The sequence below is a fragment of the Albimonas donghaensis genome (assembly GCF_900106695.1).
GTDB lineage: Bacteria > Pseudomonadota > Alphaproteobacteria > Rhodobacterales > Rhodobacteraceae > Albimonas > Albimonas donghaensis.
The window spans coordinates 36,667-58,734 of record NZ_FNMZ01000006.1 but is presented as its reverse complement, the minus strand read 5'-3'; the positions used below and the strand labels follow the sequence as shown (position 1 = coordinate 58,734).

The 22,068-nt window shown below is 73.0% G+C and carries 15 protein-coding genes and 1 riboswitch; of the genes, 8 read left to right on the top strand and 7 right to left on the bottom strand.

Features of this window, described 5'->3' with window-relative positions:
- Window positions 1-7 precede the first annotated feature (7 nt).
- Window positions 8-2,671, top strand: coding sequence for a TRAP transporter large permease (locus tag BLV24_RS15655; protein WP_092683478.1), 2,664 nt, complete (start codon window positions 8-10; stop codon window positions 2,669-2,671).
- 316 nt (window positions 2,672-2,987) lie between these two features.
- Window positions 2,988-4,808 (top strand): DinB/UmuC family translesion DNA polymerase, encoded by a 1,821-nt coding sequence (locus BLV24_RS15650; RefSeq protein WP_092683476.1) that lies wholly within the window; start codon window positions 2,988-2,990, stop codon window positions 4,806-4,808.
- A gap of 56 nt (window positions 4,809-4,864) precedes the next feature.
- Here BLV24_RS15650 and BLV24_RS15645 read toward each other — a convergent pair whose 3' ends face one another.
- The 6 genes from BLV24_RS15645 to metZ all read right to left on the bottom strand — a co-directional run bounded on the left by BLV24_RS15645 (window position 4,865) and on the right by metZ (window position 12,491).
- Window positions 4,865-6,328 carry a TrkH family potassium uptake protein gene (locus BLV24_RS15645; protein WP_092683712.1) on the bottom strand — a complete coding sequence of 488 codons (1,464 nt, stop codon included), beginning with the start codon at window positions 6,326-6,328 and terminating at the stop codon, window positions 4,865-4,867.
- A 131-nt stretch (window positions 6,329-6,459) separates the two neighbouring features.
- A complete protein-coding gene (locus BLV24_RS15640; RefSeq protein ID WP_245710596.1) occupies window positions 6,460-7,677 on the bottom strand; it encodes an HPP family protein in 1,218 nt (405 codons plus the stop codon).
- A 74-nt stretch (window positions 7,678-7,751) separates the two neighbouring features.
- Window positions 7,752-8,909 carry an amidohydrolase gene (locus BLV24_RS15635; RefSeq protein WP_092683474.1) on the bottom strand — a complete coding sequence of 386 codons (1,158 nt, stop codon included), beginning with the start codon at window positions 8,907-8,909 and terminating at the stop codon, window positions 7,752-7,754.
- Between the two features lie 251 nt (window positions 8,910-9,160).
- Complete coding sequence (locus BLV24_RS15630) at window positions 9,161-9,955, bottom strand: isocitrate lyase/phosphoenolpyruvate mutase family protein (RefSeq protein WP_092683472.1); 795 nt, start codon at window positions 9,953-9,955, stop codon at window positions 9,161-9,163.
- The gene (locus BLV24_RS22895; protein ID WP_092683470.1) at window positions 9,952-11,028 is read right to left on the bottom strand and encodes a methylated-DNA--[protein]-cysteine S-methyltransferase; all 1,077 of its coding nucleotides are present in this window, start codon (window positions 11,026-11,028) and stop codon (window positions 9,952-9,954) included. The genes BLV24_RS15630 and BLV24_RS22895 overlap by 4 nt, the downstream gene beginning before the upstream one ends.
- Window positions 11,029-11,300: 272 nt before the next feature.
- Window positions 11,301-12,491, bottom strand: coding sequence for an O-succinylhomoserine sulfhydrylase (gene metZ, locus BLV24_RS15620; RefSeq protein ID WP_218133445.1), 1,191 nt, complete (start codon window positions 12,489-12,491; stop codon window positions 11,301-11,303).
- A 72-nt stretch (window positions 12,492-12,563) separates the two neighbouring features.
- Window positions 12,564-12,643, bottom strand: a riboswitch (SAM riboswitch).
- Window positions 12,644-12,945: 302 nt separating this feature from the next.
- Between metZ and BLV24_RS15615 the strand changes: the two genes are divergently transcribed.
- Window positions 12,946-14,070 carry a hypothetical protein gene (locus BLV24_RS15615; protein ID WP_092683466.1) on the top strand — a complete coding sequence of 375 codons (1,125 nt, stop codon included), beginning with the start codon at window positions 12,946-12,948 and terminating at the stop codon, window positions 14,068-14,070.
- 157 nt (window positions 14,071-14,227) lie between these two features.
- A complete protein-coding gene (locus BLV24_RS15610; RefSeq protein WP_092683464.1) occupies window positions 14,228-14,944 on the top strand; it encodes a glutathione S-transferase N-terminal domain-containing protein in 717 nt (238 codons plus the stop codon).
- Between the two features lie 56 nt (window positions 14,945-15,000).
- On the opposite strand, the gene BLV24_RS15605 is transcribed toward BLV24_RS15610, so the two are convergent.
- The gene (locus BLV24_RS15605) at window positions 15,001-15,462 is read right to left on the bottom strand and encodes a PaaI family thioesterase (RefSeq protein WP_092683462.1); all 462 of its coding nucleotides are present in this window, start codon (window positions 15,460-15,462) and stop codon (window positions 15,001-15,003) included.
- 411 nt (window positions 15,463-15,873) lie between these two features.
- On the opposite strand from BLV24_RS15605, the gene BLV24_RS15600 reads away from it, so the two are divergent.
- The 4 genes from BLV24_RS15600 to BLV24_RS15585 all read left to right on the top strand — a co-directional run bounded on the left by BLV24_RS15600 (window position 15,874) and on the right by BLV24_RS15585 (window position 22,003).
- Entirely contained in the window at window positions 15,874-17,700 is a 1,827-nt protein-coding gene (locus BLV24_RS15600; protein ID WP_092683707.1) for an ABC transporter ATP-binding protein, read from the top strand.
- Window positions 17,697-19,628 (top strand): ABC transporter substrate-binding protein, encoded by a 1,932-nt coding sequence (locus tag BLV24_RS15595; RefSeq protein ID WP_245710595.1) that lies wholly within the window; start codon window positions 17,697-17,699, stop codon window positions 19,626-19,628. The genes BLV24_RS15600 and BLV24_RS15595 overlap by 4 nt, the downstream gene beginning before the upstream one ends.
- Before the next feature lie 141 nt (window positions 19,629-19,769).
- Window positions 19,770-20,792: an ABC transporter permease gene (locus BLV24_RS15590; protein WP_092683460.1), complete on the top strand. Its 1,023-nt coding sequence runs from the start codon at window positions 19,770-19,772 to the stop codon at window positions 20,790-20,792.
- Window positions 20,793-20,857: 65 nt separating this feature from the next.
- The gene (locus tag BLV24_RS15585; protein WP_092683703.1) at window positions 20,858-22,003 is read left to right on the top strand and encodes an ABC transporter permease; all 1,146 of its coding nucleotides are present in this window, start codon (window positions 20,858-20,860) and stop codon (window positions 22,001-22,003) included.
- Window positions 22,004-22,068: the final 65 nt, after the last annotated feature.

The following is a 22,068-nucleotide window of genomic DNA, read 5'->3' as shown; positions in this document are numbered from 1 at the left end:
GTAGAACATGGAAGTCGTCTTCATCTTCGTGCTGATCGCGCTGATGGCCCTGGCGCTGGGCTCCGGGTTTCCGGTGGCCTTCGCGCTGCCGGGCTCGGCGATCATCGCCATCGCGGCCGCCGCGCTCACCGGCTATGTGCTCGAGGGCACGACCGACGCCTATTTCGCGGTGGGAGGGCCGGCGCAGTGGCTGTCGGCCGGCGTCACCAACCTGCGAGGGGTCTACTGGGAGGTCGAACGGGACACGCTGATCGCGATTCCGCTCTTCATCTTCATGGGCATCATGCTGCAGCGGTCCAAGATCGCCGAGGACCTGCTGGTCGCCATGGCCCAGCTCTTCGGCCCGATCCCGGGGGGGCTGGGCATCGCGGTGGTGTTCGTGGGCGCGCTGCTGGCGGCGACCACCGGCATCGTCGGCGCGACCGTGGTGGCGATGGGCCTGATCTCGCTGCCCGCGATGATGCGCAACGGCTATTCCAAGCCGCTGGCGACGGGGACCATCGCGGCCTCGGGCACGCTGGGGCAGATCATTCCGCCCTCGATCGTGCTGATCATCCTGGCCGACCAGCTGGCCTCGGCCACCGACCAGGCGTCGAACGCGCGCAAGGCGCTGCACAAGGCGGCGACGGGCGAGATCTCCATGCCCTCCGAGCTCGACGTGTCCGGCACCTCGGCGGGCGAGATGTTCCTGGGCGCCTTCGTGCCGGGGATGCTGCTGGTGGGGCTCTACATGGCCTTCATCCTCGGCTTCGCCATCCTGCGGCCCAAGCTGGCCCCCGCCGTGCCCTTCGAGGGCGAGCGCAACGCGCGTTTCTGGGGCCGCACCATCCTGATCCTGGTGCCGCCGCTGGCGCTGATCTTCCTGGTGCTGGGATCGATCATCGCGGGCGTGGCGACGGTGAACCAGGCCGGCGCCATCGGCGCGGCGGGCGCGCTGATCATGGCGGGCTACCGCCTGCGCGAGGACGCGCCGGGCGCCTACACGCCGGCGATCATCGCGGTGGTGTCGCTGATCGCGCTCTACGTGATCGGGGAGAACTGGTCCCTGAACATCAAGGCGCTGGGGCCGGAGGACGACCAGACCGGGCTGTATCTGGCGCTGGCCGCCACCGCGGCGCTGCTGGCGTCGCTGGTCTGGTCCGGCATCCGGGTGATGAACATCGAGCAGACGCTGCAGGGCGTGATGCTGGAGACGGCCAAGACCACGAGCCTGGTGTTCATCATCCTGCTGGGCGCGGCGGTGCTGACCGCGGCCTTCCGCGCCTTCGGCGGCGAGGAGATCGTGCGCCACTTCCTGCAGGGGCTGCCCGGCGGGTTCTGGACCCAGTTCGTCATCGTCATGGCGGTGATCTTCGTGCTGGGGTTCTTCCTCGACTTCATCGAGATCGCGGTGGTCGTGGTGCCGATCGTGGCGCCGATCCTGCTGGCCGACCCGACCGCGAACATCACCGCGGTCTGGCTGGGGGTGATGATCGGGCTCAACATCCAGACCTCGTTCCTGACGCCGCCCTTCGGCTTCGCGCTGTTCTACCTGCGCGGGGTGGCGCCGGCCGCGGTGAAGACCACCGACATCTACAAGGGGGTGATCGCCTTCATCTCCCTGCAGCTGATCGGGCTGATGGTGGTCGGGCTCTATCCGCCGCTGGTGAACTATCTGCCCAACCGGGTCGGGCTGACGGCCGAGACCGCGCCGCCGCCCCGCAACCCGCGTCTGCAGATGTGCCTGGAGGAGGACGCGCTGGCGCGGATCGAGGACAATGGCGGGGCGATCCGCTCGGCCATCTCGGACGCGCGGCGGCTGGATCTGTCCTACCTGCCGGAGCGGACCGCGAAGGCCCTGTCGGAGAGCTTCGACAGCGCCGAGGAGGCCCTGCGCCTGCTGCCCGAGGCGGGGCAGGCGGCGGACCGGGTGCAGACGGCGGCGGTGGAGTATCGTCCGCTGCATGACCGGGTGCGCCTGCTGGAGCGGGACATCGGCCGGGCCGAGACCGAGGCCAAGGAGCTTCAGACCTCGATCAACCGCACCATCGGCGAGGGGCCGCGCATCGAGGCCGAGAAGGCCGAGAAGGCCGCCCGCATCGAGACCCTGATGCTGGAGGCCGAGGAGCTGCGCGGCCGGATCCCGGCTGAGTGGGACGCGGCCTACAAGACCTTCGCCGAGATCAACCGCGAGGAGCAGAACCTGCGCCGCCAGTATCGTCGGGCCGGCGAGGACGCCGCGTCGCCGGCGCTGGAGACGCTGACGCTGATCCGGGCGGTCGACGCGCTGCGCGACATCCGGCCGGCGCTGGAGGCGTTCCGCGACCGCATCGGCCAGGCGGCGCCCGCCGACCTGGTGGACCCTGTGTCGGAGCTGCGCTCGGCGGTGGGGGAGATCGACGGCGCCTCGGACGTGCGCTCGGCGGTCAACGACGCGCGCAAGACCCTGCGCTCGGACGACCCGGACGAGGATCTGGCCCGCGCCGCGCTGGATGAGGCGATCGCGGAGCTGGACGCCGAGCTGGCCTGGCGGAGCCGGGCGGAGCAGGAGCTGGCGCCGGGGCTGCAGGCCTATGTCGGCGGCATCGGCAGCTCCATCGGCGTGCGGGCGCTGGACCGGATGCCCAACGACGTGGCGCTGGCGGTGGCGGCCTGCGAGGCCTCGCACCGGAACCTGTCGCTCAACTTCTGAGCCGGAACGCCGGGTCGCCTGACGGCGGAACACGGGCCGCCCCCCTTGCCGGGGGGCGGCCTTTTTCGCGGCCGGGGGCGCGCCGGCGCGCCGCCCGACCGTCCGCGCCCCACCCGCCCGCCCGCGCGGACGCCCGGCCGTCGCGCCGGCGCGCGGCGCCCGGAAGCGGTCCGCCTGGCAGGGGCGTCGAGGGGCGGGGCGCGGTTCCGGCTGGCGGAGAGGGGCGGGGCCGGGGGCGGCTCGACTCCGGGATGCGGGGGGCGCAAAATGAGAACATATCAAGAACGTTCTCGCCTGAGTCGCTCCGAGACCCTGCATGTCCCGACGCCGCATCCTCTGCCTCTGGTTGCCGCTCCTGGCCGCGGAGCGTGAGCTGCGCCGTCCGGGCATGGCCCATCACGGGTTGGCGGAGGAGGCGGACGGCGCGGCCGGAGACGGAGACGGGGCCGGGGACGGGGACGGGGGGAGCGGGCGCAGGGACGGGGGCTGGGCGCCTTTCGCGGTGGCCGAGGACCTCGCCTTGGGCCTGCGGCTGATCTCGGTCAACCGGGCGGCGCTGGCGGCGGGCCTCGCGCCCGGCATGGCGCTGGCCGACGCGCGGGCGATGCTGCCCGACCTCTCCACCCGGATGCGGGACCGCGGCGCGGAGCTGCGGTTCCGCGCCGGCCTGTTGCGCTGGGCGCAGCGGTTCTCGCCCTGGGCGGCGGCGGAGGCGTGGGAGGACACGCCCGAGCGCGGCGGCGAGGGGGGGCTGGCGCTGGACATCACCGGCTGCGCGCACCTGTTCGGCGGAGAGGCGGAGATGGCGGCGCGCATGGTGCGCGAACTGGCGGATTTCGGGCTGAGCGCGCGGGCCGGGATCGCCGACAGCCGCGGCGGCGCCTGGGCGCTGGCCCGCCATGGGGGCGAGACGCCGGGCCCGTCGCGCGACGCCGCCGGCGACGCCATCCGCCAGGACGCCCATGCGACGCGGGTGCGCGCGCCGTCCCGCGGGACGCAGCGGCGGGGCGGCTGGGCGCGCGCCCGGCGCGGCGGGGATGCGGAGGCCGGGGGCGAGGCGCCGCCCGTGGCCATCGCCCCCCCCGGCGGGTCGCGGGCCGCGCTCGCGCCCTTGCCGGTGGCCTGCCTGCGCCTGCCGCCGGCCACCGTCGCGGCGCTGATGCGGCTGGGCCTGCGGGCCGTGGGAGACCTTTACGGGATGCCCCGCGCGGCGCTCGCCCGCCGCTTCGGGGCGGAGCTTCCGGCGCGGCTCGATCAGGCGCTGGCGGCGGCGCCCGAACCCGTCTCTCCCGCCCCGCCGCCGCGCATCCACGCCGCCCGCCTGACCCTGCCCGAGCCCATCGGCCTGCGCGCCGACCTGGAGGCCGCGCTGGCCCGGCTGCTGGAGCGGCTCTGCGCCCGGCTGGAGGCGGAGGCGCTGGGCGCGCGCCGCCTGCGGCTGGCCATCCGCCGGGTGGACGGGGGGGAGCAGGCGCAGGAGGTGGGGCTGGCGCGGCCGGGGCGCGATCCGGCCCGGCTGGCGGGACTGTTCGAGCGGGCGCTGGACGCCTTCGACGCGGGGTTCGGGGTCGACGCGGTGCGGCTGGAGGCGGTGCAGGTCGAGCCCCTGTCGGACCGCCGGATGCGCGGGCATTTCGAGGCGAGGGCCGAGGCGCAGGCCCGCATGGCCCCGGGCGGGGGGGCGGATTTCTCCGACCTGCTCGGCCGGATGGGCGCGCGGATCGGGCTGGAGCGTCTGACCCGTCTGCAACCGGGCGACAGTTACCTGCCGGAGAAATGCGCCCATCTCGCCGCCGCCGCCTGGTCGGGGCCGCCTTCGACGGGATGGCGCCCCGTGGCCCCGCCCGGCGCCCGGCCGCTGGCGCTGTTCGATCCCGAGCCGATCCGCCTGACCCGTCCCGCCCGCCCGCCGGAGGCCTTCGTGTGGCGCCGGGGCGAACGGCGGGTGCGCGATGCGCTGGGCCCCGAGCGGATCGCGCCGGAATGGTGGCTGGACGACCCCGCCTGGCGCGGCGGGCCGCGGGATTACTGGCGGATCGAGACCGAGACCGGCGAGCGGCTGTGGATCTTCGAGGAACGCGGCGGCGCGGCGCCGGGCGGGCTCGGGGCGTGGTTCCTGCACGGGGTCTTCGCCTGAACGCGGCTCGTCCCGGTCGCCGTCGCCGGGCGCCCTCGCCGTCGCCGAGCGCCGCCTCAGCCCCGCCAGAAGGACAGGGTGAGCAGCACGTAGACGCCCATCAGCTCCAGCCGCCCGAGCAGCATGCCCAGCGCCAGCAGCCATTTGGCGGCGTCGGAGAGCGGCGCGAAATTCCCCGCCGGCCCGATGATGTCGCCCAGCCCCGGCCCGATATTGCCCAGCGCCGTCGCCGCCCCCGAGATCGCCGTCACCGTGTCGTAGCCCAGCATCCCCATGGCCACCGACAGCACCGCCAGCGTCAGGAAGAACATGAACAGGAACCCCATGACCGAGGAGATCACGTCCTCGTCCACCGCGTGCCCGGCGAAGCGCGGCGCGAAGACCCCGTGGGGGGAGTGGATGCGCTGGATCTGGCTCCAGACCGCCGCGGCGACGATCTGATAGCGGAAGATCTTCACCGAACAGCAGGTCGACCCCGCGCAGCCCCCCACCAGCCCCATCAGGAAGAAGGCCGCCGCGGGGAAGGAGCCCCAGGAGACGTAGTTCTCGGATGCGTAGCCGGTGCCGGTGATGATCGAGACGGTGTTGAACAGCGTCTCGCGCAGGTGCTGTTCGAACCCGGCCGCGTGGGGGACGGGATCGGTGACCATGCGAAAGGCGAGGATGGCCAGGGCGAAGGCGAAGATGGCGAGCAGGAAGGCGCGCACCTGCTCGTCGCGAAAGATCGGCCGGGCCTCTCCGGAGGCGAGCTGCACCAGCCGCACGAAGGGCAGCGAGGCGAGCAGCATGAACACCGAGGAGACGTATTCGACCTGGGGCGGGAAATGCCCCAGCGAGGCGTCGTAATTGGCGAAACCGCCGGTGGAGATCGAGGTCATGGCATGGACCACGGCGTCGAACAGCGACATGCCGCAGGCGGCGTAGGCGAGGATGCAGGTCAGCGTCAGCCCGGCGTAGACCCAGGAGATGGAGATCGCGATCTCGCCCGCCCGGGGCAGGATCTTGCCGAAGGTGTCGAAAGCCTCGGAGCGGAACACCTGCATGCCGCCGACGCGCAGGGCGGGCAGGAAGGCCATGGCCACGACGACGATGCCGACCCCGCCGAACCATTGCAGCATGCCGCGCCAGAGCAGCGTGCCGCGGGGCATGTGGTCGAGCCCGGAGAACACGGTGGAGCCGGTGGTGGTGAGGCCGGACATGGCCTCGAAGAAGGCGTCGGTGACGGTGGCGCCGGGGGCGCCGAACATGAAGGGCAGGGCGCCGAAGACCGGCAGCAGCAGCCAGCACAGCGAGGTGAGCAGGAAGGTCTCCTGGATCGACAGGCCGCGGGCGCCGCGCGGGGTCTTGCTGGCCGCCGCGATCAGCCCGCCGGTGACGGCGCAGAGGAAGGCGGACACGCCGAAGCCGCGCCAGTTGGCGTCGCCGTCGATCAGGTCGGCGGCCATCGGCGCCAGCATCGACAGCCCGAGGGCCGCGACCAGCAGGCCGATGAGGTGAATGGCGGAGCGCAGGTCGGGCATGTCGACCAGATGCATCGCCCGCCCCGGCGTCGCCTGTCAACGCGAAGCGTCGCGCGGGGGCGCGCCGGGCGCGCGATGGGGGCGGGGTGATGCCGCCGGGCCGGACTGGCGCGCGGCGCCTGGGGGCGGCGTCAGCCCTTCGGCGGTCCCGCCTCCCGCCCGGGCGCCGCGTCGGGCGCGCGCAGGCTGCCATGGGCCAGCGCCGCCACCAGGTCGGTGCGGGTGACGATGCCCAGGATGCGGCCATGGGCGAGCACCGGGATCGCCTCGACATCGCCATCGGCCATCAGCGGCAGCAGGGCCGCGATCGGAGTGACCAGCGTGGCGCGAGGGCCGGCGACGGACATGATCTCGGCCGCGCGGGGGGGCTTCTCGCGCCGGGGATCGACCAGCCGGGCCATGGCCGCGCCGAAGCCGCGGTCCAGGCGCAGCGCGTCGTTGCGCGCCCGCGCGATCAGGTGGATCTGGAAGATCACGCCGAGGAACCGGCCCTGTCCGTCGACCACGGGCAGGGAGGCGAAGCGGCGGCGGCGGAACAGGTCGGCGATCTCGCCCAGCGGCGCCTCGGGCCGCACGGTCACCAGATCGCGGGACATGATGTCGGCGGCGGTCAGGGGGCCGGCGCGCTGGCCGGCGGCCTGCAATTCGGCGGCGCCGATCAGACGGGCCAGGTCCTCGACCCCGAGATTGAGGCTCTGGCGGTAGCGGTCGAGGATCCCGGTCAGCTCGGCCTCTCCCAGGCCCAGCCGGGCGATGGGCGAGGGCGGCTCGGCGGCGGCGTCGAAGGGGCGGCGCGGATAGCGTCGTCCGGTCAGCCGGGCCCAGGCCATGGCGGCGAGCACCAGCAGCGCCGTGCCGGTCGCGACGGGGGCGAGCGCGAAGGCGAAGCCCTGATCGGCGATGGCGTCCGGGTTCAGGGCGGCGGTCATCGCCACCGCCCCCGCCGGCGGGTGCACGGCGCGGCACAGCAGGGTCGCGGCCACCGCCAGCCCGACCGCGAGCGCCACGCGCAGGATGGGCTCGGGGACCGTGAGGCAGACCGCGACGCCGACCAGCGCGGCGATCGTGTTGCCCACCACAGCCGGCCAGGGCTGGGCCAGCGGACTGTTGGGCACGGCGAAGAGCAGCACGGCGCTGGCGCCGAACGGCGCGATCAGGTGCAGGCCGAGCCGCCCGTCCAGCCAGGGCGCGCCGGCGGCGGTTTCCCACATCGCCAGGCCCGCCATCGCCAGCCCGACCAGCGCAAGCCCGACCAGCGCCCCCGAACCGGCGCGGAGCACCTCTTTCGTTGGCGCCGCGGACACCGCGGGTCCGAGCGCGCCGAGGCGGCTGAAGGGGGAATTCGGCAAGGCGGGGTCTCCCGGCGAAACGCGGCGGCGGAGCCGTCCTCGCAGGTCGGCGCGTCCTGGACAACCAGGTGGGCTCATCCGGCGGCGCAGGCCCGTCGGGCCAGCGCGGCCCACCAGCGGACCCCGGCGGGGATCGCGGCGTCGTTGAAGTCGTAGCCGGGATTGTGGAGCGAGGCGCCGTGCGGCCCCTCGGTCCCGTTGCCGAGAAAGGCCATGGCGCCGGGGCGGTGGGCGAGCATCTCCGCGAAATCCTCGGCGCCGCCGATGCGGCCGTAGTCGGGATGGGTCGGGGCGCCCGCGTCCGCGGCGGCGGCGAGGCAGCGGGCGGCGTGCTCGGGCGGGTTGACCAGCGGGGCGAAGGACTGGGCGGCGGTCATCTCCGCCCGCGCGCCCAGGGCCGCCGCCGCGCCTTCGGCCGCCTGCCGCATCCGGGCGCGCAGCAGGTCCCGGGTCGCGAGCGAATAGCCCCGGCAGTCGCCGGTGATGAGGACGTTGGAGGCGAGCACGTTGCGGGCGCCGTCGGTCTCGAACCCGGTGACGGAGACCACGGCGAAGTCATCCGGGTCCACGCCCCGCGCGACCACGGTCTGCAGGGCGCCGACCACCGCGGCGCCGGCGACGATGGCGTCCACCGCAAGATGCGGGGCCGAGGCGTGGCCGCCCGCGCCCCGCACCCGGATCTCGAAATTGTCCTCGAAGGCCATGGCCGGGCCGCTCTGGATGGCGAGGGTTCCGACGGGCAGACCCGGCATGTTGTGCAGGCCGTAGACCGCGTCCATGGGGAAGCGGTGGAACAGCCCGTCCGCGATCATGGCGCGGGCGCCGGCGCCGTTCTCCTCGTCCGGCTGGAAGATGAAATGGACGGTTCCGGCGAATTCCGGGTCGGCGGCGAGGGCGAGCGCGGCGCCCAGCAGCATCGTCGAGTGCCCGTCATGGCCGCAGCCGTGGAAGGCGCCGGGACGCATCGAGGCGTGGGGCAGGCCGGTCGCCTCGGCGATGGGCAGGGCGTCCATGTCGGCGCGCAGCCCCACGGCGCCGCCGGTTCCGCGGGTCAGCGTCGCCACCACCCCATGCCCGCCGACGCCGCGCGTGACCGCGAGGCCCGCGGCCTCCAGCCGGTCGGCGATGCGGGCGGCGGTGCGAGGGGTGTCGGCGCCGGGCTCGGGGTGGCGGTGGAGGTCGCGGCGGAAGGCGGTGAGCTCCGTGGCGAGGTCGTTGGGAAGCGCGGTCATCGGGGGGCTCCGGCGCGGGGGGGGGGGGGGGGGGCGACGCTCGCGGGCGCGGGGCGAGGCGTCAACCCCGCGGCGAAGGCGGGGACAGGGGCGACGTGGCGGGGACGGGAGGGCGGCAGGCGGCGCGGCGAGGGGCGCGAGGTGGCGGGCGCGACGTGGCGGGCGGAGGGCGAGGACGCCCCGGCGACGCGCAGGGCGCACGACGCAGGGCGCGACGCAGGGCGTCGGGTGAAGCGCGGGCGGGGCGGGGGTCAGCGCGGGGCGGCGGCGGTCAGCTCGCGCGCCTGCGCCTCGGCCCAGGCCATCGCGGCGCGCCAGGGGCCGGGGCCGAAGCTGATCCGGGCGACGCCGAGGGCGGCCATCGTCTCGACCTCCGCCCGTCCGCCGCGGACCAGGATGTTGACCGGCAGCGGCGAGCCTTCGACCACCTGCGCGACCAGGCCCGGGTCCGACAGGCCGATGGGGTAGAAGCAGCCGGCCCCGGCCTCGGCCCATTCACGGGCGCGGGCCAGCGCCTCGGGGACCAGAGCGGCGTGGCGGGCGGCGTCTTTCTCCTGCAGGAACAGGTCGGTGCGGGCGTTGACCAGGAGCGGGGTTCCCGCCGCCTCCGCGCCGGCGAGGAAGGCGGCGATGCGGGCGGCCTGCTCGGCGGCGGGGCGGGTTCCGCCCTCGGGCAGACCGTCCTCGAGGTTCGCGCCCACGGCCCCGGTCGCGGCCAGCGCGGCGGCGGCGGCGGCGAGAGCCTGGGCCGGGGCCGGCGCGTCGGCCGCATAGCCCCGCTCGAAATCCACGCTGAGGGGGACGGCGACCGAGGCGGCGATCCGTTCCGCCAGCGTCAGGAGCAGGGAGAGCGGGATCGCCTCGCCGTCCGGATAGCCCTGGGCGCCGGCGATCGACAGGCTGCCGGTGGCGACGGCGGAGGCCCCGGCGGCCTCGGCGGCGCGGGCGGTTCCGGCGTCCCATATGTTCCACAGGATCAGCGGGTCGCCCGCCCGGTGCAGGGCGGCGAACGCGGCCAGGCGGGCGGCGTGGTCGGCGGCGGTCATGGCGCGTCTCCGGTCGGCATGGCCCCCTCGGGCGAGGCGGCGGGGGCGTGGCGGGCCTCGTGCTCCAGCAGCCAGGTCTTGCGCCAGAGCAGTCCGCCATAGCCGGTCAGGGAGCCGTCGGCGCCGATCACCCGGTGGCAGGGCACCACGACGGCCATCGGGTTGGCCCCGTTGGCCTGGGCGACGGCGCGGGTGGCGGCGGGATTGCCGATGGCCTCGGCCAGGCCGAGATAGCTGAGCGTCCGCCCCGGCGGGATCCGGCGCAGCGCGTCCCAGACCGACTGCCGGAAGGGCGTGCCGCTGCGCGCCACGGGAACGTCGAGGGCCAGGTCCCGCCCCTCGAAATAGGCGGCGAGGGCGGCGCGGGTCGCTTCCAGCGCCGGGGTGGTTCCGCGGCCGATGGGTAGGTTGGCGGCGGCGCGCAGCGCGCGGATCTCGCCGGGCAGGGCGGCGCGTTCGGCGAATTCCAGGACGTGGAGCGCATGGGCGTCGGCGATGGCCAGCATCGGGCCGATGGGCGTCGCGATCCAGTCGGCATGGAGCGCGACGGCCGCGGGGGCGTCGTCGGGCGCTCCGGCCTCGTCCAGCAGGCGTTCGAGCTCCGCCATCACCTCGGGGGCTGCGGCGGCCGCGGGGTCGGGGGGCGGCTCGGGCCGGCTGGCGCGGGGCGAGGGGGCGAGCGCCCGGGCCAGTTGCAGGAACCCGAGCCCCAGCCGCCGCCGGAACCGCTTGCGCAGGTCGGCGGGGTCGAGGCCGAGCGCGGTGACGTCAGCCTCGCGCCAGCGCCGGCCGGGCTCGGCCTCCAGCGCCGCGACCATGCGGGCGACCAGCGGGTCGGGCGCGGCGGCGGTGGCGAGCGGGCGGCAGGCGGGGCAGGGCGCGAAGCCGGCGTCGAGGCAGGCGGAGAGGCTGTCGCGGAAGGCGCGGTCCGCGCGCGCGGGGGGGATGCGCGCGCAGGCGAAACGGTGGAACAGCCCGGCGGCGGGGTCGAGCGCCCAGGCATGGCCTTCGAAGGCGAGGTCGCCGGCATCGAGCGCGTCGTGCAGGGCGTCAGGGGGCGGCAGTGTCAGCATGGCCCCGACAGGGATAGCCGATTCCCCGCGCCTGTTCTCTGCGAATCCGCCGAAGCGGCCCCGGCCGACGTCTTGGCCGAACCGCCGCCTTCCCGCGCCCGTCTCCGCCCGCGCCGACATGTCAGCGCGCCGCGGGCGCCCGGACCCGGCCCGCGCGACCGATGCGCGGCGCCTGCGCGCCCTCTCCACCGGGAGGAACGCGGAAGGGGCGCCCGACCCGCGCCGGACGCCCCTTTTCCCTCGCCCAAGTTCGCTTGGGCCGGGCGACCGGCTCAGTTGGCTTCGAGCGCCTGCACCAGGTCGTCGATCAGGTCCGCCGGATCCTCCAGCCCGCAGCTCAGCCGCATCAACCCGCCGGTGATGCCGAGGCCGAGCCGCTGCTCCTCCGACAGGCGCTGATGGGTCGTCGTGGTCGGGTGGGTCACGATGCTCTTGGAATCGCCGAGATTATTGGAGATCAGGATGACCTTCAGCGCGTTCATGACGTGGAACGCGGCCTCCTTCCCGCCCTCGATCTCGAAGGCCACCATGGGGCCGCCGGTCTCCATCTGCCTTTTGGCCAGCGCGTGCTGGGGATGATCCTCGCGGCCCGGATAGATCACCTTCTTCACCCGCGGATGGCCGGCCAGCGCGTCGGCCACCAGCGCGGCGGAGGTGGTCTGGGCGCGGCAGCGCAGCTCCAGCGTCTCCATCCCCTTGAGCATCACCCAGGCGTTGAACGGGCTGATCGCCGCGCCGGTATGTTTCATGTAGGGGTCGAACTCGCCGCGGATGAAGTCCTCCGTCCCCAGCACGATGCCGCCGAGGCAGCGGCCCTGGCCGTCGATATGCTTGGTCGCGGAATAGAGGACGATGTCCGCCCCCAGCTCCAGCGGCCGCTGGAAGATCGGGGTGGCGAAGACATTGTCCACGATCAGCCGGGCGCCGACCGCGTGCACGATCTCGGCCACCGCGGCGATGTCGATCATCTCCAGCGTCGGGTTCGAGGGGCTCTCGATCAGCGCGCAGCGGGTCTCGGGCCGGACCGCGGCGCGCCAGGCGTCGAGATCGGCGCCCTCGACGAAGGTGCACTCGACCCCGAAGCGGGGCAGCAGCGTCTCCAGGATATAGAGGCAGGAGCCGAACAGCGCCTTGGCCGCCACCACGTGATCCCCGGCCTTGAGCTGGCAGAACAGCGCGGCGTTGACCGCGGCCATGCCGGAGGCCGTGGCGAAGGCGTCCTCGGCGCCTTCCAGCGCCATCATCCGCTCTTCGAACATGCGCACGGTCGGGTTGCCGTAACGGGCGTAGATGAAGCCCGGCGCCTCGCCGAGGAACCGGGCCTCGGCGGCCTCGGCGCTCTCATAGGCGAAGCCCTGGGTGAGGTAGAGCGCCTCCGACATCTCGCCGTGATGCGAGCGGGCCGTGCCGGCGTGAACCAGGCGCGTGCGGGGGCGGAGGGTCTTGGTATGGGTGTCGGTCATTCGTTGCATCCGGGGTCGGGCCCCGGCTCCTCGACGAAATCCGACCGGTCTCAAGAAGGATGGATCGCGGGGCATGGCCCGCGCCCGACCTCTTTAGCGGAATGTTTCACGTGGCCCGCAAGCCGGTCTGCCAAATCGCCACGTCTTTCCGGGTAGGACGAAACGCCGGGACGGTCAAGCGCAGGGCGGGGGCGACGAAACCGCCTGATTTCACGAAAAATGTCGGAGAATCCGCCCGCCGTCGCGCTTTGGTCACCGAATGGCAACTCCCATGTTGCAAACTTGCGCTATCGGACCGGGGACGCGGCAGCGAGACCGCGACGGGACCGAGCAGGACATCACCATGGCGCTGTTGCACGTCACGGCGAGGGCAGGGGGTCTCCTCGTTCGGAATGCGTGCGGCGAGGCGGCGGACCTCGGGCGGGCGCTGGCGCGGGTCCCGCGGGGAGCGCCTGTGGCGATCCTGCTGCATGGCTACCGCTACCGCCCCGGCGACCCGGCGCGCGACCCCCATATCCAGCTTTACGGCGGCATCGGACCGGACCCGGAGGCGCGGGCCAGGGGCGCGTTGGCGGACTGGCCGGCGGCGCTGGGATTCTCCGCGGATCTGCGGGGCGACGGGCTGTGCCTGGGCTTCGGCTGGGACGCCTGCGAACCCCATGGCGCCAGCCTGGCGCGGGAGGCGCGCAACGGCTTCGCCTCGGTCTACGCCCGCGCAGCGGGGGCGGGGGAGGCGCTGGCGGCGCTGATCGCCTGCATCGGGGCGGCGCGGCCGGACCTGCGGGTGGACCTGTTCGCGCATTCGCTGGGGGCGCGGGTGGCGCTGGCGGCCATCGCCTCGCCGGCCGTGCGCGGGCGGGTGGGGCGCGCGATCCTGCTCGGAGCCGCGGAGGATGCCGGGGTCGCCGCGGCGGCGATGGCGGCGGCGGAGCGGGCGGGACGGGGGCGGGGGCTTGCCGTCTACCACTTCGCGGCCCGGCACAACGACGCTTTCGACCTGTTGTTCGAGGCCGCGGCGCCACGGGTGGAGGGGCGCCGGCCGCAGGCGCTGGGCCGGGCCGGGCCCGCTTCCGGACCGGGGATGCGCAACGGCATGGGACCGGGCCGCGGCGGCGGCATGGTCGCGGGGATGGAGGCCGCGCCGGCGCGGCGGGCGGACTGGATCGACCTGCAACTGGACGCGCCGGCCTTCCAGGCCTGGGCGGAGAGGCGGGGGGCGCCGCTGGCCCCCGTCGCCCGCCGGGTCTGCCACTGGAGTTTCTACACCCGCCCCGGCGCCATGGAGCTATACCGCGCCATCCTGCGCGACCGCGGGGCGTGGTCGATCCCGGCGATGCGGGCGGCGGGCGCGCCGGAAGGGTTCGAGGCGCGCTGGTCCCGCCTCGCGCCCCTGCGCGCGCCCCGTCCGGAGGCCCGCCCCGAAATTCGGCCCGAAATTCGGCCCGAAACCCGCCCCGAGGTCCGGGCCGAAACCCGCGCCCCGGCGCAGGGGCGGCGCTGGTTGCCGGCGGCGCTGCGGGCGCTGGCCCGCCCGGTCCGTCCGGCTCGTCCCGGGCCGGGAGACGGCGCGGCGGCCTGATCCTTCGTCCGCACGCGCTCCGGTCCGTCGCGGGCGCCGTCGCCGTTCCCATTCCCGTGCGCGGCCGCCGAGGCGGCTTGTAGGCCGCGTCACGCGCCCTCTACTGTCGGCGACGACCCGGCCCGTTCCCAAGGCCGCCCCAGGGGAGAGCTTCGCCATGTCCGCGCCCATCGAGCTTTATTACTGGCCCACGCCCAATGGCTGGAAAATCTCCATCGCGCTGGAGGAGATGGGGCTGCCCTACAATCTCAACCTGGTGAATATCGGTAAGGGCGAGCAGTTCGCCCCGGATTTCCTCAAGCTCTCGCCCAACAACCGGATGCCCGCCATCGTCGATCCCGACGGGCCGGACGGGGCGCCGGTCTCGATCTTCGAGAGCGGGGCGATCCTGCAATATCTCGCGCGCAAGACCGGGCGTTTCCACGGCGAGACCGAGCGCGACCGGATCGAGGTCGACCAATGGCTGATGTGGCAGATGGGCGGGGTCGGGCCGATGGCCGGGCAGGCGCACCATTTCCTCGCCTACGCCCCGACGCTGGAGCCGCCGCAGGTGCTGCCCTACGCCCAGAACCGCTATCGCAACGAGGTCGAGCGGCTCTATGGCGTGCTGGAGGCGCGGCTGGCGGACCGGCCCTTCGTGGCGGGGGATTTCTACTCCATCGCCGACATGGCGATCTTCCCCTGGGCGAGCCTGTGGGAGAAGCAAGAGCAGGACCTGTCGAAGACCCCGCGCATGGCCGAATGGCTGGAGCGGCTGGCGGCGCGGCCCGCGGTGGACAAGGGCCGCAACCTGGCGATCGAGCTGCGCGCGGCGCGGGCGCCGGGCGCGGACAAGGTGCTGTTCGGCCAGCGGCGGCGCGACGGGACGGGCTGAGCGCGGGCCGGGCCGAGCGGGAGCCGGGCTGAGCGGGAGCCGGGCGGGGCCGGCCGTCAGCTTTGCGGGGCCGGTTCGGAGGGCGCGGCGGCCAGCGGCTGCGGGTTCGGGCGCGGGTCTTTCTCGGGCACGAAGAAGCTGGCGGTGCAGCGCAGGCAGAGCTTGCCCCCGGCGTCCATCAAGTCGCCTTCGAGAAACACCACCGAGCGCCCGCGGCGCAGGATCCGGGCCTCGGTCGTGATGGGGCCGGGAAGGACCGGGCGCAGGAATTGCGTGGTCAGGTCCACGGTGACCCCGAACTTGCCCAGGGTCGCGCCGACCAGCGGGCCGAAGGTGTCGTCGACCATCGCCGACAGGATGCCGCCCTGGATGACGCCGGCGGGGTTGCGGAACTCCGGCTTGCCGTCGAAGGCCAGGCGCAGGACCATCGCCTCGCGGTCATAGGACACGAAGGTCCAGCCCAGCATCCGGGAAGCGGGCGAGGGGATGCGGGTCTTGAACGGGTTTTCGTCGGACATGGAGGTTCCTGCGCAGGCGGCTTCGTCGTCGCAACGAGGCGGCTGAAGCGGCTCGGGGTCAACCGGCGCCCTTGTCGCGGATGCGGCGGCGGGAGGAAGGCGGGGGGGAGTGCTGTCGGACGGACGCTCGGCCTCGCGGCCGTCGCCCCGCACGCCATCCCTCCCCGCCGCCTTCCCTCCGCCCGCCGGTTTTGGGGACGGTTTCGCGCTCGCGTCCGCATGAAGCTTTGCTGAATGCGCCGAAAGCGGTTGCCCTCCCGCGTCCGTCGCGACATGCTCCCGATCTCGCGCAACGCTGCATGCCGGCCCGCGTCCCGAACGGGGCGTCCGGGCGCACGGACAGCGGCGGGGCGCGCCGGATCGAGGGGAGAACGGCTTGGGGGCGGGACGGTGATGGCGTCCGACCGCGCGATGCGGACCGAAACGCGCGCTTCCGGGCGCGCGGAGGACGGGGCGTCGACCCCGCTGCTCGACGTCCGGGGCCTCGGCGTGCGCTTCGGCGACCGGCGCACGGGCATGGAGGTCGTCTCCGGGGTCGATTTCCACCTGATGCGCGGCGAGACGCTGGCCATCGTCGGCGAGAGCGGCTCGGGCAAGACGGTTTCCGGCAAGGCGCTGCTGCGCATCCTGCCCAAGGGGGCCTCGGTCTCGGCCGGGACGGCGATGTTCGCGGGGCGCGACGGGCGCCCGCCGCGGGACCTTCTGGCGCTGAGCCGGTCCGACATGCGGGCGGTGCGCGGCGGCAGCATCTCGATGATCTTCCAGGAGCCGATGAGCTCCCTCTCCCCGCTGCACACCATCGGCGACCAGACGGCGGAGGCGGTGCGCCTGCATACCGACCTGCGCGGCGCGGCGGTGCGGGACCGCTGCCTGGAGGTCTTCGACCAGGTCGGCTTCCCCGACCCGGCGCGGGCCTATGACGCCTATCCGTTCGAGCTGTCGGGCGGCCTGCGCCAGCGCGCGATGATCGCCATGGCGCTGGTCTGCGGCCCCGATCTGATGATCGCGGACGAGCCGACGACGGCGCTGGACGTGACCACGCAGGCGCAGGTGCTCGACCTCATCAAGCGGCTTCAGAAGGACATGGGGCTGGCGGTGATCCTGGTGACCCATGACCTGGGCGTGGTGGCCAACATGGCCGACCGGGTCGTGGTCATGCGCAAGGGGCGGGTGGTGGAGACCGGGACCACCGAGGACATCCTGGAGCGTCCCGGCCACGGCTACACCCGCGCCCTGATCGCCGCGGCGCCGGAACTGCCGGTGGGCAAGCCGGTGCATCACGGCGGCGTGCCGGACCCGATCTTCTGGGCGCGCAACCTGTCCAAGACCTATGCCGGGCGCCGCTCGGGCATCGGGGCGGCGGCGCCGGAGATCAAGGCGGTGCGGAATGTCGAGCTGGCCGTCGGCCGGGGCGAGACCATGGCCGTGGTCGGCGAGAGCGGGTCGGGCAAGTCCACCATCGCCAAGCTGATGCTGCGCGCCGAGGAGCCCGACGCCGGCGCCGAAGTCGGCTTCAAGGGCGCGGATGGCGAGGTGCTGGACGTGACCGCGCTTTCGGGCGCCGCGCTGAAGGCTTTCCGGGCGCGGGTGCAGATCGTCTTCCAGGACCCCTATGCGAGCCTCAGCCCGCGCATGGCCGTCATGGACATCCTGACCGAGCCCCTGCGCGTCCACGGCAAGGGCGGCGACCGCGAACGCCGCGAGCGCGCCGCCGAGATGATGCGCAAGGTGGGGCTGAGCCCCGAGCACCTGTCGCGCTTTCCGCACGCCTTCTCGGGCGGGCAGCGGCAGCGCATCTCCATCGCCCGCGCGCTGATGCTGGAGCCCGAGCTGCTGGTCTGCGATGAGCCGACCTCGGCGCTCGACGTGTCGGTGCAGGCGCAGGTGCTGGCGCTGCTCAAGGAGCTGCGCGACGAGATGGGGCTGAGCTACCTGTTCATCTCCCACGACCTGACGGTGGTGGCCGACCTCGCCGACCGGGTGGCGGTGATGCGCCGCGGCCGGATCGTGGAGGAGGGGCCGGCGACATTGCTGTTCGAGAACCCGCAACATCCCTACACCCGCGCGCTGATCGCCGCGTCGCCGGAGCCCGACCTCAGCCGGCGGCTCGATCTGGCGGCGGTGGCGCGGGGGGCGGGCGAGCCCGAGACCTGGCCCGAGCCCTTCGCCTATTCGGGCGATCAGGCGCCGGGATTGGTGGAAGTCGCCCCCGGACATTTCGTAAGGTGCGCCGCATGACGATGATTTTCCGCCCCCTGAGTCTCGCGCGCCGGTTCGCCGTCGTCGCGATGGCCTGCGCGGCCGCCTCCGCCGCCGCGCCCGTCCGGGCCCAGGTCCCGGTGCAGGAGAGCCCGTTCCTCGCCAAGGCGGTGTCGGAGGGCGCGCTGCCCGCCGCCGCGGGCCGGCTTCCGTCCGAGCCGCTGGTCGTGGACCTGCCCGACAAGGGCCGCGAATTCGGCGTGCAGGGCGGCACCATCCGCACCATCTTCACCCGGTCGCGGGACATCCGCTACATGGTGGTCTACGGCTACGCCCGGCTGGTGGGCTGGACCGGAGACTACGAACTGGCCGCCGACATCCTGCGCGAGGTCGAGGTCGAGGACGACCGGATCTTCACCTTCCACCTGCGCAAGGGGCACAAGTGGTCGGACGGCGCGCCCTTCACCACCGAAGATTTCCGCTACTACTGGGAGGACGTCGCCAACAATCCCGAGCTCGCGCCCTCCGGTCCGCCGGAGCTGATGATCGTGGACGGCCAGCCCGCGAAGGTCACGGTGCTGTCGGAGACCGCGATCCGCTACGAATGGGCGGCGCCGAACCCGCGTTTCCTGCCGTCGCTGGCCGATGCGCGGCCGCCGTTCATCTACCGGCCGGCGCATTACATGAAGACCTACCACGCCAAATACGCCGACGTGGAGAAGCTGGCCGAGACCATGCGCAAGACCAAGTCGCGCAACTGGGCGCAGCTCCATAACAAGATGGACAACATGTACAACTTCGACAATCCGGAGCTGCCGACGTTGCAGCCCTGGGTGAACCGGTCGGAGTCCAACGGTCAGCGTTACATTCTGACCCGCAACCCGTTCTATCACCGCGTCGATGCGCAGGGCGTGCAGCTGCCCTATGCCGACCGGGTGGAGACGGAGATCGCCGCCGGCGGGCTCGTCGCCTCCAAGGTCACGCTGGGCGAGAGCGACCTTCAGGTGCGCTCGCTGACCTTCTCGGACGCGCCGGTGCTTAAAAAGGGCGAGCCGACGGGGAACTACGCGACCTATCTGTGGTCGAACGGGGCGGGGTCGGAGATCGCGCTCTATCCCAACATGAATTACGAGGACGCGGCGTTCCGGGAGCTGTTCCGCAACGCCGATTTCCGCCGCGCCCTGTCGCTGGCGGTGGACCGCAAGGCGATCAACAAGTCGCTCTATTACGGGCTGGCGAAGGAGCGCGCGGTGGCGCCGTTGCAGCGCAGCCCGTTCTACAGCGACGCCCGCGCCCATGCCTGGGCGAACTACGATCCCGAGAAGGCCGGGGCGATGCTGGACGCGCTGGGGCTGGAGGCGCGGGACGGCGACGGCACGCGGCTGCTGCCCGACGGGCGGCGGCTGGAGATCGTGGTGGAGAGCGCGGGCGAGCGCAACGCGGAGTCCGATGCGCTGGAGCTGGTGGCCGAAAGCTGGCGGGAGGTCGGCGTCAAGCTGATCTACCGGCCGCTGGACCGGGACATCCTGCGCAACTCGGCCTATCAGGGGTCGGCGATGATGCCGGTCTGGTATGGCTGGAACAACGGCATCCCGACGCCCGAGACGCCGCCGGACGATCTGGCCCCGGTGGACCAGGCGAATTTCTCCTGGCCCATGTGGGGGCAGCATTTCCAGACCCGCGGCAAGGCCGGCGAGCCGCCGGCGATCGCGCCCGCGCAGCGGCTGCTGGAACTGCACCACGCCTGGATGGAGGCGCGCGACGAGGAAGGCCGGGAAGCCGCCTGGAACGAGATGCTGGACATTCACGCCGATCAGGTCTTCGCCATCGGGCTGATCTCGGCGGCGCCGCAGCCGATCATCGTCAACAACCGGCTGAAGAACGTGCCCAAGCAGGCGATCTGGACCTGGGATCCCGGCGCCCATATGGGCGTTCACCGGATGGACGAGTTCTTTTTCCAGCCGTGACCCGCTTCCGCCTCCTCCTTCTTGACCTGGCGGGGCGCGCCGGGACGGGCGCTCGGCCTGCGGCCGTCGCCCCGCCCGCCGTCCCCGTGATCGCCCCTCCGGCGGTCCGCCGGGCCCCCATGCGCGGGAGGCGCTGAGACCATGGCCGCCTACGCGCTCCGCCGTTTCTGGACCATGCTGTGGACCCTTCTGCTGGTCTCCATGCTGATCTTCTGGATCGTCAACCTGCCGCCGGGCGATGTGCTGACCAACCAGATCCAGCAGCTCCAGGCCTCGGGCGAGGCGGCGTCGGTGTCGAAGGCCCGGTTCCTCATGCAGGAATACGCGCTGGATAAGCCGATGTGGGAGCAATACCTGATCTGGATGGGGTTCTGGCCGGGGCCGCACGGGTTCTCGGGCATCCTTCAGGGGGATCTGGGCTGGTCCTTCGAGCTCGACAAGCCGGTGGGCGAAGTGGTGGGCGAGGCGCTGTGGATGACCATCGCGCTGAACGCCTTCGCCATCGTCTTCGTCTATCTGGTGGCGCTGCCGCTGGGGGCGATCGCGGCGGTGAAGGCCAACACCTGGGTCGACTATCTCGCGACCTTCGTGGGCTATATCGGGCTGGCGACGCCGAACTTCCTGCTGGCGCTGATCCTCTACCACAAGGGCGCGCAATGGTTCGGCCTGCCGGTGGGCGGGCTGATGGACAAGCAATACGCCGACCAGCCGATGAGCTTCGCCAAGCTGGGCGACATCCTGGTGCACATGATCGTGCCGATCATCGTCATCGGCACCTCGGGCATGGCCGCGATGGTGCGCCGCCTGCGGGCCAACCTGCTGGATGAACTCGGCAAGCCCTATGTGACCACGGCGCGGGCCAAGGGCGTGAGCCGGGTGAACACGGTGGTGAAATACCCGCTGCGCATGGCGCTGAACCCGTTCGTGGCCGATATCGGGAACCTGCTGCCGAGCCTCGTCTCCGGCTCGGTGCTGGTCAGCCTGGTCATGGGGCTTCAGACCATCGGGCCGATCCTGCTGTCGGCGCTGCGGTCCCAGGACTATTTCCTGTCGGGCTTCATCCTGCTGTTCGTGTCGGTGCTGACGCTGGCGGGGATGCTGGTCTCCGACCTGCTGCTGGCGGTGCTGGATCCGCGCATCCGTTTCTCGGGGAGGCGTCGATGACCGGCGGCGACGACAGCGACCGCCAGGCCGGCGACCCGCATGCGCTGGGCGGCGGCGGCGGCGATCTGGGCCGCCGGCCGGGGCACTGGATCTCGGACGAGCCCTGGGACGCGGAGACAGACCTTCAGGCGCTGGACCGCAAGGACCTGGACGCCTCGACCACCACGCTGATCTGGCGGCGGTTCAAGCGCAACAAGCTGGCGGTGCTGTCGGGGCTGTTCCTGCTGATCATGTATCTGATGCTGCCGGTGGCGGGGTTCTTCGCGCCCTATCACCCGCAGGCGCGCAACACCGACGCCATCTACGCGCCCCCTCAGGAGATCGACATCTTCACCGCCGGGCATTTCCTGGTGACCTATCCGACGGTCTCCGAGATCGACATGGCGACGTTCCAGCCCAAGTTCACCGCGGATTACGACGACCCCAGGCCGCTGCGCTGGCTGACCTCCTGCGGGGATCCATGGAGCTTCCTCGGCCTGGGGGAGACCGCGTTCCGGCTGATCTGTCCGCCTGAGGGCTCGGACCTGTACCTGATCGGGGCGGACCGGCTGGGGCGGGACATCTTCTCGCGCCTGCTGCACGGGGCGCAGCTGTCGCTGACCGTGGGGCTGATCGGGGTGACCATCAGCTTCGGGATCGGCATGGTCCTGGGCGGCTTCGCGGGCTATTTCGGCGGCTGGCTGGACGCGGCGGTGCAGCGGTCGATCGAGATCATCCGCTCCATGCCCGAACTGCCGATCTGGCTGGCGCTGTCGGCCGCGATCCCGGCCAACTGGGGGCCGGTGGCGGTGTTCTTCATGATCTCGGTGATCCTGGGGCTGCTGGACTGGCCGGGGCTGGCGCGGGCCGTGCGCTCCAAGTTCCTGAGCCTGCGCGAAGAGGACTACGTGCGCGCGGCGGAGCTTATGGGCGCGTCGACCACCCGCATCGTGGGCAGCCACATGATGCCGAATTTCATGAGCCACCTGGTGGCCTCGGCCACGCTGTCGATCCCGACGATGATCCTGGGCGAGACGGCGCTGTCCCTGCTGGGGCTTGGGTTGCGGCCGCCGGCGGTGTCGTGGGGGCTGATGCTGAACGACGCGCTGGATCTGACGGCGGTCGAGATCTATCCGTGGCTGCTGGCCCCGATGATCCCGGTGATCCTGGTGGTGCTGGCCTTCAACTTCCTCGGCGACGGGCTGCGGGACGCGCTGGACCCCTATTCCTGAGGCCGTCCCGGTTTCGGCGGAGGGAGCCGCGCGTCGACCCGGACGAGGGCGGCGCCGTCGCGCCC

Coding starts and splice junctions, on each gene's coding strand:
- BLV24_RS15605 (WP_092683462.1), bottom strand. CDS start 15,462: ATGTCCGACGAAAACCCGTTCAAGACCCGCATCCCCTCGCCCGCTTCC.
- BLV24_RS15635 (WP_092683474.1), bottom strand. CDS start 8,909: ATGACCGCGCTTCCCAACGACCTCGCCACGGAGCTCACCGCCTTCCGC.
- BLV24_RS15655 (WP_092683478.1), top strand. CDS start 8: ATGGAAGTCGTCTTCATCTTCGTGCTGATCGCGCTGATGGCCCTGGCG.
- BLV24_RS22895 (WP_092683470.1), bottom strand. CDS start 11,028: ATGCTGACACTGCCGCCCCCTGACGCCCTGCACGACGCGCTCGATGCC.
- BLV24_RS15650 (WP_092683476.1), top strand. CDS start 2,988: ATGTCCCGACGCCGCATCCTCTGCCTCTGGTTGCCGCTCCTGGCCGCG.
- BLV24_RS15595 (WP_245710595.1), top strand. CDS start 17,697: ATGACGATGATTTTCCGCCCCCTGAGTCTCGCGCGCCGGTTCGCCGTC.
- BLV24_RS15610 (WP_092683464.1), top strand. CDS start 14,228: ATGTCCGCGCCCATCGAGCTTTATTACTGGCCCACGCCCAATGGCTGG.
- BLV24_RS15600 (WP_092683707.1), top strand. CDS start 15,874: ATGCGGACCGAAACGCGCGCTTCCGGGCGCGCGGAGGACGGGGCGTCG.
- metZ (WP_218133445.1), bottom strand. CDS start 12,491: ATGACCGACACCCATACCAAGACCCTCCGCCCCCGCACGCGCCTGGTT.
- BLV24_RS15645 (WP_092683712.1), bottom strand. CDS start 6,328: ATGCCCGACCTGCGCTCCGCCATTCACCTCATCGGCCTGCTGGTCGCG.
- BLV24_RS15590 (WP_092683460.1), top strand. CDS start 19,770: ATGGCCGCCTACGCGCTCCGCCGTTTCTGGACCATGCTGTGGACCCTT.
- BLV24_RS15630 (WP_092683472.1), bottom strand. CDS start 9,955: ATGACCGCCGCCGACCACGCCGCCCGCCTGGCCGCGTTCGCCGCCCTG.